The sequence below is a fragment of the Pseudomonas sp. P1.8 genome (genome assembly GCF_001269805.1).
Taxonomy (GTDB): Bacteria; Pseudomonadota; Gammaproteobacteria; order Pseudomonadales; family Pseudomonadaceae; genus Aquipseudomonas.
On record NZ_LHVM01000014.1, the window covers coordinates 219544 to 232892 of the forward strand.

Consider the following 13349-nt stretch of genomic DNA (forward strand, 5'->3'; position numbering starts at 1 on the left):
AGACAAGTTTTTCGGTTGTAAACAGGAGCAGTACGACAAGGGGTTGAAGGCCAGCCCATCCGGCATTCCGGGTGGATGCGTATCAAAACCTGAAGGGGCACACGATATGAATCCAGCAAGTCAGCCCGGCACCGGTGCAGCGCCGGACGATGACACCAAGGTGCTGCACAGCATGGGCTATGCCCAGCAGCTCTCGCGAAGAATGGGGGTTTTCTCCAACTTTGCGATTTCCTTTTCGATCATCTGCATCCTCTCCGGCGGCATCAACTCGCTGGCCCAGGGCACCTCGGGTGCGGGCGGTGCCTCGATCGGCATCGGCTGGCCAATCGGCTGCCTGATCTCCGGGGTGTTCGCTTTGGCCATGGCGCAGATCTCGTCGGCCTACCCCACCGCTGGCGGCTTGTATCACTGGGGTTCGATCCTGGGTAACCGTTTCACCGGGTGGCTGACAGCCTGGTTCAATTTGCTGGGGTTGGTCACGGTGCTCGGCGCGATCAACGTCGGCACCTATTACTTTTTCTTCGGTGCTTTCGGGCCGGGACTGGGCATGGAGGACACCACCACGACACGGGTGATTTTCCTGGCGATCCTGACCGGTCTCCAGGCCTTGTGTAACCACCTGGGCATCGGCCTGACGGCCAAGCTCACGGACTTCTCCGGTTACCTGATTTTCGCCACGGCCCTCGCCCTGACCATCGTTTGCCTGATCTCGGCACCCAGTTATGAGTTCGCCCGCCTTGTGACGTTCGCCAACTATTCCGGCGAAGCCGGCGGCAGCGTCTGGCCACAGGTGTCCAACGGCTGGATTTTCATGCTGGGCCTGTTGTTGCCGATCTACACCATCACCGGCTACGACGCCTCTGCGCACACCTCCGAAGAAACCCGCAACGCCGCAATGTCGGTGCCACGGGGCATGGTGATGTCCGTGGTCTGGTCGCTGCTGTTCGGTTGGGTGATGCTCAGCTCGTTCGTGCTGATGTTGCCGAACATGGACGAGGCCGCCAGCAAAGGCTGGAGTGTGTTTTTCTGGGCCATGGACACTCAGGTCAACCCGACGTTGAAACTGGCGTTGTACGTGGCGATTTTCATCTCGCAAGTGCTCTGTGGATTGGCGACAGTCACCTCTGTTTCACGCATGATCTTCGCCTTCTCCCGCGACGGCGGCCTGCCGTTTTCCAAAGCGCTGTCCTCGGTCTCCCCGACCTTGCGCAGCCCGGTCGCCGCGATCTGGACCGGTGCCACCCTCGCCGTGCTGTTCGACTGGGGGTCATCGGTGATCTCGGTCGGTGAGACACCGGTCTACACCATCGTCGTCTCTTGCACGGTGATCTTCCTGTTTTTCTCCTTCATCATTCCCATCGTGTTGGGCCTGTTTGCCTACGGGACACCGAAGTGGCCGACCATGGGGCCGTGGAACATAGGACGCTTCTGGTACACCGTGTTCGCCCTGCTGTCGGTGCTCTCGATGGTGATCATTTTCATCATCGGTATCCAGCCGCCGAACGATTGGGCGCTGTACATCACCATTGGCTTTCTGGTGCTGACCGCCATCGTCTGGTTCGGCTTTGAAGCCCGACGCTTCCAGGGTCCACCGGTGGGTGACATGATCGTCAAGCGCCAGGCCGAAATCGCAGCGGCGGAAGCGGCGTTGAACAAACGCGTGGGTGGCTGACGCCACAGTGTTCGGTCAGTTGGCGACACAACGGGGGGAAGCAGGATGACTGGAATAACAGAGCGCAAAGGCTCGACCTGGGTCCTGCTTACCCTGCTTGCCGTCAGTCTGGTGCAGACCGCGGGCTGCTCAGGCAACAAGTCCACGCCTCGCTATGCGGCCCCTCGCATTGGCTCGGCGTGTTATGCAAAAGCGCTCCCCACTGTGGGTGAAGGCGGCCTGGCCTGGGGCGACACCTTGAGCATGGCGCGGCAAAAATCCCTGACCAATTGCGCACGTTATGCAGGTCGATCCGGTGGCACGCCGAGTACCTGTCAAGTGGTGCTGTCGGAATGCAAGCATTGATACCGCCGATTTTCGTTTGTGCGCCGCTTTTGCCGTTCTGTGCCACAGTTCGCCTTTCAGGGGCTCGCGCATCGGGCAAGGTACGCGACTGATACTCAAGGCCGCCTTCCTCAGCAACGGACCCGCCAGGACGGCGGGTCCGATTGGGCAGTTGCATTGTGTTTCAGCGCGCACTTCTTTCATGCCAGAAATAATGATAATTGCTGTGATTTAAATGGAGACAACCCAGCGAATGGTCTAGATTTTCATAGGCGCCTCCCCATCGACTCTGGCCTTGGCCTTGGCCTTGGCCTTTGCTTGCGCTGAGCGAATTTGCAGACGCACTGGTCTCTGGAGGTCTCTATGCATCAAGCAGGATTGGCTGAACCGGATAATCGAATCAGTGACAAGTATCTTGCCGCACAATTGGAAAGTTGCCTCCAGACAAATGATCCAGGTGTCTTGGTGACTGCGCTGGGCAACATTGCCCGGGTCAAGGGAATGAGCCAGCTCGCGCGCGATACAGGAATCAGTAGAGCCACTCTGTACCGAGCACTTTCCAAAGACGGTGACCCGAGCCTTTCGATCGTTCTGAAAGTGGCCGCGGCCTTGGGCATCAAAGTCAAGATCGTTGTGGTCACCGTACCCGTGAATTGAGCCCTTGGGGGTTGATTGCCTCGCCCCAACGTGGAAAACAGACTGGCGAATTCCAATGAAAGTTTATGGCCTGGTACGCCTTTGGAGCCCCCCTTGCCAGCTGTCTTTTCCCGTCATGTTTTGCGGTTGGCGTTATTGCTTTTTTGCAGTGGCGCTGCGTCATCTGTTATCGCCTGCCCGACAGGGCAATTCCAAGTCTGCGTGGTCGCCTGTTTTTGTGCGCCCGGTTCCGAAGAGGACGTTGGGACGATCTTCGATGAGATGAACCAACTGGCAGCCTCGGGATTGGAAAACTGGATCGTGCTGTCGCGCAACAACGCGGCAACGGGCGATGTTCAACCGATCCCGCTGAACATCCGGGCGCAACTCGAACCCTTCTATGACATCCAGGTGCTCGACTCGGCTCGCTACAAAATCGGTGATGAAACGGAGCTGAACGCCGCCAACACCCTGCTGCAAAATCCCGATATCAATGCCGTCACCCTTGTCGACCTCATCGTCTTTCGCAACCCTGATGATGCGGTGAACAACGTCGCGCTGTGGGCGCATGAGTTGAAGCACGTGGAGCAATACCAGCAATGGGGCGTTCGCGAGTTTGCCACTCGCTACACCCGTGACTATTCAGCCGTAGAGGCACCTGCCTACGAGATTCAAAACCAGGTGGACAAAGCCTTGAGACCCGCCGCTGTCGAACCGCAACCGCCCCGAAGCCCCTGACCCTCATTGCGGCCGGAGATCCACCGGACTGACCGGCGGGCCGAGGCCTGCGCCAACGCAGTGACTTCTCAGTGTTCTTCAAATACACCGAAGCGCAGGACATGAGCGAGGTAGTCCGGCTGGAAAATACCCTGATCGGGTTTGAACTGCGCGTGCGCGTTGTCCTGCTGCCTGTGCCTGATCTCGTTGGGGCCATCATCATGGATGGCATCAAAGGCACTCACACCGGTCAGCTCGGCGTTAAGGCTGCCTTTAAGTCGTTCTGCACTCATTCTTATTCTCCTTACGACTGAAGGTTGTACGGCCGGGCATCGCGTCGGCCGGTCGAACATGCGAAATGCGATTGCCGTGCATTTCGCAAGAAGGAGTGTTATCGAGGGGAAGGTTTCTCACTTTTCAATCGACGACAGCGCTTTTTCATTTCATGACAAAATGTTTCCATCGATCCGGGGCGCACCGATCAGAGCATTTTCTCCAGGCCGATCTTGTCACTGAGCCAGGCTTTGAAGCTGCGCCATTTTCCACCGGGTTCCTTGTGCAAGGTATGCAGTTGGTCGTCGTCCTCCGTGACCCAGACGATTTCGCCATGTTCCAGCCGGGCCTGGTAACTCATGGCGGGCGCCATGCCCTCAAGCGCCAACTTGCGCACATAGCCGGCCAGTTCAGGACTATCGACCAGTACTCCGACTTCGGTGTTCCAGAGGACTGAGCGCGGGTCGAAATTGAACGAGCCGATGAACACTTTTTTCTGGTCGAGGATCATGGCCTTGGTGTGCAAGCTGGAATCCGACCCCCCGCTGAAACCAAATGAAGAAGAACCGCCACTGGGGTCGTCAGGCTGACGCCGCAGCTCATAGAGCTTCACCCCATGTTCGAGCAGCTCCTTGCGATAAGGTGCATAGCCTCCATGCACCGCCGGCACATCGGTGGCTTCCAGCGAGTTGGTCAACAAGCGCACATCGACACCGGCATCGGCACGACCGAGCAAGTAACGCATGCCCGATTGTTGCGGCACGAAATACGCCGAAATCATGATCAGCTCCTTGTTGACGCTGTCGAGCTCAGGCCGCAGCTGCGTGGCCATCAACAGAGAACGCGCCGGTTCGTCGTCGGCCAGCACCTTGCTCGGTGCGTCCCACATTACCTTGCCGTAGGCCCAGATCATCTGCTTGCGCCAATTGGCGAGTTGCGGGCGGGAACGGTAGGTCATGAGGTGATCGTACAGAGCCTTGTTCTCGATACGTGTGGTCTGGAGCGATTGCTCCAGGCGGTGCCGGCTCTGGAGCAAATCATCGGCGGTAGGCTTGTTGATCAGGAAATCACTGATCGACTGGCTCAGGCCGCTGTTCCAGTATTGATCGAAGCTCACGCCCAACTGCTGGGCAACCGGGCCGATGCACAGCAGGTCCATGTCGGTGAAGTTGAGATCGGGTTTGGCGTCGAAATACTCATCCCCCAAATTGCGTCCGCCGACAATGGCGACACTGTTGTCGGCCAGCCACAGTTTGTTGTGCATGCGCCGGTGCTGCTGGGAAAGATCGAGCAGGCGCCCCATGGTTCGGGTCACCATGGTGCTGCGCCCCAGATGCAGGGGATTGAACACACGGATATGGATATTCGGGTGCACGGCCAATGTGGCGATGACCTCCTCCTGCCCGTCACTGGCCGTGTCATCGAGCAAGATGCGTATGCGCACGCCACGGTCAGCGGCCAGCAGAATTTCACGCACCAATGCCCGGGTGCTGAGGCCGTTATGCACGATGTAGTACTGCAGATCGACGCTTTTCTGCGCATTGCGGATCAGCTCGGCGCGCGCCCGAAACGCTTCACTGCTGTTGGGCAGCAGGCGAAAACCGGAGCGTCCTTCGTGTGGCGCGGCTTGCGCCTGGATGGAGCGCCCGAAAGCCGAATCGCTGGCGGGAATCGCCGCGCTGAAGTCATGAGGCAAACGCGTGGGGGTGGCGCAGCCAGCGAACAGCAGTGCGAACACCAGGACGGGGAGGAACCGGTAGATGGGCAAAGCCTCGTCCTCGCTGGATGTGTTCTGACCTCAGGAACCCGCCTATGATTACGACCCCACGGCAATCTGCACGGCTAATTTCAGTAAAGCCCGGTTCAGGCAGCGTGTCGAAGTTTCCGACCATTTCCCCCGGATTTGATCAGGACAGGTTTTCGAGCAACTCCAGCGCCTGATCGAAATCGAAGCTCTCCGCTTGCTGGACCACCCGGTGCAACTGCTCGACGAGCCGAGGGCCTGATGCCAGCCCCTGCAGTTGGTGCAGGGCGGTCAGCGCCAGCGTGTCGCTCTCGGCCAGCAGATGCCGGACGTGGGCCAATTGCGTCTGCCATTCGCTATTGAAGGGTGCGGTGACGGCGTCTATGGGTGCTGTCGGTTCGGTCAGCACCGACAATCCTGCCAGCACGATGGCCAGGCAGCGTTCGACCTCCACCAGCGAATCTGTCAGGTCCTGCCCTGCTCCACCGCTCAGGCACGCCTGTTCCAGGATGCCGGCGGCGTCCGCCAGATCAATAGCACCGATGTTGCCGGCCGTCCCGCGCAAGGTGTGGGCCAATCTGATTGCCATCTGCGGATCGCTGTCAGCCCGGGCCGCCAGGAACTCGGCGCTAAAAGACTGCTGGCTGGTGCGAAACTTGCGAAGCAGGCGCAGGTAGAGCTCGACCTTGCCCATACACGTGCTCAGGCCTGAACTCAATTCAATACCGGGAAGGTTGGCCGGCAGCACGTCTGTAGACTCTGTCGTGAGCGGTGAAATGACCACAACAGGAGCGCCGCGACCCGGTCCCGGATGTATCCACCTGGCCAACGTGGCGAACATGTCATCGACGTTCAAGGGTTTGGAGATGTGATCGTTCATGCCGCAGGCAAGCGCCCGCTCGCGGTCCCCCGCCATGGCGTCGGCCGTCATGGCGATCACCGGCAGCTTCGCCCAACGAGGCTGCTCGCGTATTTTGCGGGTTGCGGTATACCCGTCCATCACTGGCATCTGGCAGTCCATCAACACACCATCGAAGTGCGGGTCCCGCTCCAACTGGTCGAGCGCTTCCTTGCCATGATTGGCCAGCAACAGCTCGATGCCCGCGCTTTCCAGCAATTCACACGCCAGCTCACGGTTCAGCTCATTGTCTTCCACCAGCAACAATCGCGCGCCACGCAGGCTGGCCATGGCGCTGGCGCTCTGGTCGGTGCGCTTGTTGGCCCGGGTATCGACGTGAGGAATTTTGCCCAGTACTGTGCCCAGCGCCTCCAGCAACGTCGACGGCGTCACCGGTTTGGTCAGTACCACCGGAAATTGAAGGCCGTGCCGACTGGCTTCTTCGCGGACCTCTTCGCGACCGAACGCGGTGACCATGATCACCGACGGCGTTTTCATCAGTTTGGCAGCCTGCATCTGCCGCACCGTCTCCACGCCATCCATGCCGGGCATACGCCAATCCATCAGCACCAGGTCATAGGGCAGCGTCCTGGTTTCGGCTTCCACCAACATGGCCAATGCGGCTCGGCCACTTTGCGCGACGTCCACTTCGACGCCAAAACTGCGCGCCATGTCGGACAGAATCTCGCGCGCCGTGGCGTTGTCGTCGACAACCAGCACACGGCTGCCCACCAATTCGTCGGCGGTCAACATGCGGCGCAGATGGCCGTCGCGCTGCACGCCCACGCTTACCTCGAAATGAAAAGTGGAGCCTAGGCCCGGCTCGCTCTCCACCCAGATTGTCCCGCCCATCAGTTCCACCAGATGCTTGGAGATGGCCAGCCCCAACCCGGTGCCGCCGTATTTACGCGTGGTGGAACTGTCGGCCTGGCTGAACGGTTGAAACATGCGCGAGCATTGTTCGGCGCTCATGCCGATCCCGCTGTCGCGCATCCAGAAATGCAACTGCGCCTGCTCACCTTCGGCGCTTCGCAGTTCTGCACCGAGCACAATCTCGCCCTGCTCGGTGAACTTCGTCGCATTGTTGCCCAGGTTGATCAGCACCTGGCCCAGGCGCAACGGATCGCCGACTAACGCAGTCGGCAGTTCAGGCGCCGTGTTGAACAGTAATTCCAGGCCTTTGTCCTCGGCTTTCAGGCCAATCATGCTGGCGAAGCCGTCGAGCACGTCCTCGAGATGGAAAGGGATGTGTTCGAGGTTCATCTTGCCGGCCTCGATCCTGGAGAAATCGAGGATATCGTTGATGATGCCCAGCAGGCTTTCGGCCGAGCGATGGACCTTTTCGATGTAGTTGCGCTGGCGGTGGTCGAGTTCGGTGCGCAACGCCAGATGGCTCATGCCGATGATGGCGTTCATCGGTGTGCGGATTTCGTGGCTCATGGTGGCCAGGAAGTCGCTCTTGGCCCGGGTCGCCTCCTCCGCAGCCTCGCGCGCGCGCTGCACCTCGGCCTCGGCGGTCTTGCGATCGGTGATGTCAAAGTACCAATTGGCATCCATGCCCCGCTCGCCCAGTGTCATCGAGACAGCCGACACCAGTACGTCGAAGCGTTCACCACCGGCTCGCTGCATCGTGGTCTCGAAATTCAGCACCTGACCTTGAGAGGCCGCAGCGAGAAAGCGCTGGCGTGCCTGCGGATCGACCCAGAACTGCGCCGGATCCGTCCCCTCAAGTTCAGCCAGACGGGTTCCGAACAAACTGTTGAACTGCGGATTGCAGTAGCTCGGACGCCCATCGAAGTCTCTGATCACCATGGCCACCGGGCTGCTGTCGAGCACGGCGCGCAACTGCGACTCACTGGCCTTGAGCGCCGCTTGCAACTGACGGCGCTCACTGACATCGCGCACCGAAGCGCACACGCAGGTTTCACCCCCGTCCAGACTCGGCAGATGCGACAGGCTGATCTCTGCCGAAAAGTGGCTGCCGTCCTTGCGCACCCCTTGCAGGTCATCCAGATAGCTTCCCATCTGGCGAGTGTCGCCGTGGGCCACGAAGTCCTTGCGCAGCCCCACGTGGCGCTCTCGACTGGCGACCGGCACCAGACGTTCGATTTTCTCGCCAAGCAACTCACCGGCCGCGTAACCGAACAGTTGATCCAGTTGGCGATTGGTTCGCAGGATCTTTCCGTCGGCATCCACCACCAGCATGCCGTCCGGGGCCGCTTCGATGATCCCGCGATACCACGCCTCGGTCGCACGCAAGGCCGACTGCTGGGTTTCGAGCGCCTTGGCCTGTTCTTCCAGTTGCAGCGCCTGTTCCGCCATTTCATTGGCCTGGCGACGGGTTTCTGCCAACAGCGTCTTGACCGCCTGGTTACGCTCCAGGATCGCCATCGCGGCAGCCAGGCGTGGCGTGGCCTCGTGCAACAGCTGTAATTCGCGCTCGCCCAACGGCTCCAGCCCGGCCAGTTCGAGTACGCCCAACAGCCGCTCGCTGCGCACGATGGGTTGCAGCAGCAAACAACTGGCCGTCATCTCACCAAGCGGCGAATGCAAACGCCATTGATGCTCCGGCAGCGCCTGAAACTGACGGGGCTGGCGATCCACCGCGCACTGCCCCAACAGGCCATCGCCGAACAAGACTTTTGCCTGCGGTGGCCGCTCGGCATCGGTGGCATAACGGCCCATCAGTAACAGCGTTCCAGCATCCTCGTTCGCGCTGTAAAGCACCCCTTGGCAGATTCCGTGCAGGCTGGCCATGCATTGCAGAAACACCTGCGCCAACTCGGCGGGCGTTTCAGCCTGTTGCAGATCAACCTGCAACTGGGCGGTATGCGACTTGATCCAGCGCTGGTGCTCAAGCTGTTGCGACTCGCTCTGCAGTTTGGCGATGGCCCGTGCCAGGTCACCCGTTTCGTTATTCATGTCGGTGTGAGGGATCGGCTGGTCAAGCTGCCCGGCGGCCAACTGGTCCACGGCCACCCGCACCCGGTTGAGCGGATTGCGAATCGACTGGCTGACCAGCCAGGACAACAGCAGCGCCAGCGACAGGCCTCCGAACAACAATATGTAGGTCAGCAGGGTGCTGCGTTCGGCATAGTCGGCAATGTCCTTGGCCGTGTCGCGAATCGAGGCTTCCTTGATCTGGGCGATCGCGTACAAAAGGGTGTCGGCCTGCTGAGCCAGTTGCTGGAACTCACTGCTATTGAGCAGCACCAACGCCTGACTCTGCTGGCCCTGATCGATCAATTGAAAGGCGTGATCGCCATGGCGCTGCAACTGTTGCAGCAGCAGGTCGAACTCGGCGAGACGCGCCAGATTCTCCGCCCGCCGCAGGGTCACTTTGGCCTGGGCCAGCGAAAGCTGCAGCCGATTCTGGATGTCATGCAACTGCTGCAGGGATTCGACGCGGATCGATGCGCTGTCGGTGCCCACCGCACGCTGCAGTGCTTGCATCATATGGGGCAGTTGCACCCGCGCTTCATGCAAGTACTCCATGCCCACCAGTTCCTGGAGGTAGAGGTTCTGCATGTCCTGCTCCAGCGAATGCTGGGTCCGCAGGCTTTGTACACCGAGCACCAGCACCAACAGCAGTAGCGCGGCAAACCCCAGGATCAGTTTGTGCAGAAGCGCAAGGCGCTCAAGCAGGGTGCGCAATCCGGCCATGGCCTGTCCTCGTGATCCTGATAAAAATACGGGTGAAGGGAGTGGGAAGTACCGGGCTCAAAGCGACTGGCCGCTACGTTCCAGGGCGGCCTGTTTGGCTGCCATGTCCTGATTGGTGTCGGCGAAACGCTCGGCAACAGCCCGAAACTGTTCAACGCAGGCCAGGAAGGCGTCGCAGATGTCCGGGTCAAAGTGGCTGCCTCGCCCCTGCCGGATAATCTCGACGGCTTGCTCGTGGGGCATTCCGGATTTATAGACCCGCCGGCTGATCAGCGCGTCATAGACATCGGCCACCGCCATCAACCGGGCGCTGATGGGAATGTCGTCAGCCGCCAGCCCCTGCGGGTACCCGCTGCCGTCCCATTTCTCCTGGTGACTGTAGGCAATCTCTTTGGCCAGATTGAGGAAGTCGACGCGAATGCCCAGCGCATCCTCGGCATGCTGGATGGCGTCACGCCCCAGCGTTGTATGAGTTTTCATGATCTCGAACTCTTCCTCGGTGAAGCGTCCCGGCTTGAGGAGGATATGGTCGGGAATGCCGATCTTGCCGATGTCATGCAGCGGCGCCGACTTGAAGAGCAGCTCGATGGTCTCCTCGCTGAGGAAGTGACTGAAACGCGGATGTTCACGCAGATGCTCGGCCAGCACCTTGATGTAATGCTGGGTCCGGCGGATATGGTTGCCGGTTTCGTTATCACGCGTCTCGGCCAGTGAAGCCATGGCCTGGATGGCCACGTCCTGGATCGCAATCACTTCGCGAGTCCGGCGCTGCACTTCCTTTTCCAGATAGTCGTTTTGATCGCGCAGGAAGTCTTTAGCGGCCTTGAGCTTGAGCTGGGTATCGACCCGCGCCAGTACCAGCGCCGGCCTGATCGGTTTGGTGATGTAGTCGACCGCCCCCAGCTCCAGGCCATGGATCTCATCGTCGGTCCCGGCCATGGCGGTCAGGAAGATGATCGGAATGTCGCGGGTGCGCGGGTCGCGCTTGAGCCGCTGCGCCACTTCATGGCCGGACATCCCGGGCATCATGATGTCGAGCAGGATCAAGTCCGGGAGCGTATCGCCCTGCAATACCCGCAACGCCTTCTCACCGCTGTTGGCGGCCTTGACCCGGTATCGATCCTTGAGCAGATCGGTCATCAGCATCAGGTTATCGGGCGTGTCATCGACCACCAGGAGGGTCGGCGCAGTGTAATGACGCTGTTCGACGCTCATGGCGGGCGACTCCCTTGTCAGATATCGGCATTCCAAGGCAACAATTGCACCCCGGCGAAGCAAAGCTTAGCGGTCATACCAGCCTGTCGCCTGGCTGCGCGCATCATGATCCAGGCAATCGGTCGCCCGAGGATCAGTATTTGATGTCCCGGGCCTCGCGACGGGTATCCTGCTTGGTGCTGCGCTTTTCCTGGCGGCAATCGACGTTGGTCTTGTCGTTGCTCTTTCTGCAATCCTGCTTGGTTTGCCGTGCCGTGGAGCGCCCATCCTGGCGGGTATCGCGCGCGTCACGCCGCTGTTCACCCTGCTCGGTCGCGTAGACTGGTAGCGATATCCACTGCGCGCCAGCGACAACGATGAACGCTGCTGCCAGAGCCTTCAAACTGTGCGTGCGAATCATGATCGTTCTCCAATTCGAAATCTTCCGGTCGCGTCTCAGGCTCACCGGCGATGTTCAGGGAAATGTGCCTGACATTGTTCGCTCAAAACCCACAAAACTGCTTTGTGGCACATGAGATCTGACGATAGGGCTCCAAGGGCAGTCCCGCAAGGAGCGTTATGTGCAAAGTTCGCAAAATGCCCCCGGGCAGCGACTAAACTTTGGCGATGAACGCTTGCTGCAAGGAGATATCCATGAGCGCCTCGCTGCCCGAACTCGATGCTGCACTGCCCCGACTGGCCTGCAAGATCCGCGTACTGGACGCCCTGGCCTGGCCGGACGGGGTGGAGGAAGACTTCCTGGAGCATTGGCGTGGCGGTAAAGCCCGATTACCTCGCGTCGAACTGCCGCCGCGTGATCACAGTGCCGACATCGCCGCTCTGGAAACGTTTGCTGGCCGCTGCGATCAGCAGCATCCGGCCGGGCATCACCTGGCCGTGACAGCGCGCAGCTATGCCATGGCCGGGCGGATGCTCGGCGCCATAGGCACCCCTGCGTTCACTCAATATTCCTCAGCGTTGTACCGGCGTCCGGATTTCGATTACCCGCGCCTGAAACTGACCATGCTGGACGCGGCGCGTTTTTTCCTCGAGACCACCGATGCATTGCTCGGCGGCAGCCGAATTGCGCCGAGCGAAGCCGATATCCCGGCCCAGACCTTCGCCGACTGGATGCAACCGGAACTGGACAATTTTTTCGGTCCGGGTCGAATTTCAGTCATTCTCGACCCCTCCCTGGCAGCCAAGGCGATCGCCGGCTCAACGCGCATTCGCTTGCGCGCCAGCGCACTGTTCTCGGAACTGGACAAAAACCAGTTATTGCAACATGAGGCCTTCGTGCATGTGGCGACGGCACAAAACGGCGCACGCCAACCCAATCTGAAGAGTCTCGGTCTGGGAGCTCCCCGCACGACCCAGACTCAAGAGGGCATCGCCACCCTCGCCGAGCTCTTCACCGGCAGCATGGACATCAACCGCCTGCGGCGCCTGGCGCTGCGCGTACTGGGGGTTCAACAGGCGCTGAACGGGGCCGACTTCATTCAGGTGTTTGAAGGGTTTGTGGCGGCCGGTCAGTCACCAGAGGAGTCCTTTCGCTCAACCCAGCGGATATTCCGTGGCGCCGACCTGCGGGGTGGTTCGGCCTTTACCAAGGATGCCGCGTACCTCACCGGCCTGCTTGGCGTGCATACCCTGTTGCGCATCGCGATCCGCGATAATCGCCCGGAACTGGTCAACCATCTGTTTGCCGGACGCCTCAGCCTGGGAGACACCCTGCGCCTGGCGCCACTGTTCGACTCCGGCTGGCTCCAGGGCCCGGTTTATCTTCCGGCCTGGGCCAGCGATCTGCGTCGGCTCGCCGCGAACCTGGCCTTTTCTGCCTTCATTTCCCGGATCCCGCTGGATGTCCTCGATCTGGACGTGTTCATGGCATTCGCTGACGAACACGAGGCCGATGCCAGCGCCCTGTGATCAGGGCATCACGCGACGGTTTGCGCGGTATCCACCACCTCTGCCCGCCGCACATGCAGGTTTTTTGTGTGCACTGAATTAGCCCTGCCCGGCATGATCGACTACCATACCGCGCCGGTTTCCAAACGGGATTAATAGGGAATCCGAGATGCGCCTGTCGCATCGAACGGAACTGCCCCCGCAACTGTAGATGCCGAGCCTGCTTCTTTATTGCCACTGGATCGAATCCGGGAAGGCTGGAGCATGGCGATGACGCATCAGTCAGGAGACCTGCCGGCACAGAACATCACTAACCGGCG

Annotated in this window: 10 protein-coding genes and 1 riboswitch; of the genes, 5 read left to right on the top strand and 5 right to left on the bottom strand. The window is 60.2% G+C overall.

Features of this window, described 5'->3' with window-relative positions:
• The first annotated feature begins 106 nt into the window (after nt 1–106).
• From AD668_RS15495 to AD668_RS15510, 4 genes are all read left to right on the top strand, one after another.
• The gene (locus AD668_RS15495; protein WP_053160247.1) at nt 107–1672 is read left to right on the top strand and encodes an amino acid permease; all 1566 of its coding nucleotides are present in this window, start codon (nt 107–109) and stop codon (nt 1670–1672) included.
• 45 nt (nt 1673–1717) lie between these two features.
• Nucleotides 1718–2017 carry a hypothetical protein gene (locus AD668_RS15500; protein WP_053160248.1) on the top strand — a complete coding sequence of 100 codons (300 nt, stop codon included), beginning with the start codon at nt 1718–1720 and terminating at the stop codon, nt 2015–2017.
• A gap of 342 nt (nt 2018–2359) precedes the next feature.
• Nucleotides 2360–2653: an addiction module antidote protein gene (locus AD668_RS15505; RefSeq protein WP_053160250.1), complete on the top strand. Its 294-nt coding sequence runs from the start codon at nt 2360–2362 to the stop codon at nt 2651–2653.
• Nucleotides 2654–2746: 93 nt separating this feature from the next.
• Nucleotides 2747–3370 carry a DUF4157 domain-containing protein gene (locus AD668_RS15510; RefSeq protein WP_371259807.1) on the top strand — a complete coding sequence of 208 codons (624 nt, stop codon included), beginning with the start codon at nt 2747–2749 and terminating at the stop codon, nt 3368–3370.
• Nucleotides 3371–3438: 68 nt separating this feature from the next.
• Here AD668_RS15510 and AD668_RS15515 read toward each other — a convergent pair whose 3' ends face one another.
• From AD668_RS15515 to AD668_RS15535, 5 genes are all read right to left on the bottom strand, one after another.
• The gene (locus AD668_RS15515; RefSeq protein WP_053160256.1) at nt 3439–3642 is read right to left on the bottom strand and encodes a hypothetical protein; all 204 of its coding nucleotides are present in this window, start codon (nt 3640–3642) and stop codon (nt 3439–3441) included.
• A gap of 188 nt (nt 3643–3830) precedes the next feature.
• Nucleotides 3831–5384, bottom strand: a complete 1554-nt coding sequence (locus tag AD668_RS15520) for a phosphatidylserine/phosphatidylglycerophosphate/cardiolipin synthase family protein (protein WP_082344491.1) — start codon at nt 5382–5384, stop codon at nt 3831–3833.
• A 145-nt stretch (nt 5385–5529) separates the two neighbouring features.
• Nucleotides 5530–9927, bottom strand: coding sequence for a response regulator (locus AD668_RS15525; protein WP_053160260.1), 4398 nt, complete (start codon nt 9925–9927; stop codon nt 5530–5532).
• 57 nt (nt 9928–9984) lie between these two features.
• Nucleotides 9985–11142, bottom strand: coding sequence for an HD-GYP domain-containing protein (locus AD668_RS15530; protein ID WP_053160262.1), 1158 nt, complete (start codon nt 11140–11142; stop codon nt 9985–9987).
• 133 nt (nt 11143–11275) lie between these two features.
• Nucleotides 11276–11542, bottom strand: a complete 267-nt coding sequence (locus AD668_RS15535) for a hypothetical protein (protein WP_053160264.1) — start codon at nt 11540–11542, stop codon at nt 11276–11278.
• 233 nt (nt 11543–11775) lie between these two features.
• On the opposite strand from AD668_RS15535, the gene AD668_RS15540 reads away from it, so the two are divergent.
• Nucleotides 11776–13050 (top strand): flavohemoglobin expression-modulating QEGLA motif protein, encoded by a 1275-nt coding sequence (locus AD668_RS15540; protein ID WP_053160266.1) that lies wholly within the window; start codon nt 11776–11778, stop codon nt 13048–13050.
• Between the two features lie 98 nt (nt 13051–13148).
• Nucleotides 13149–13343, top strand: a riboswitch (cobalamin riboswitch).
• Nucleotides 13344–13349: the final 6 nt, after the last annotated feature.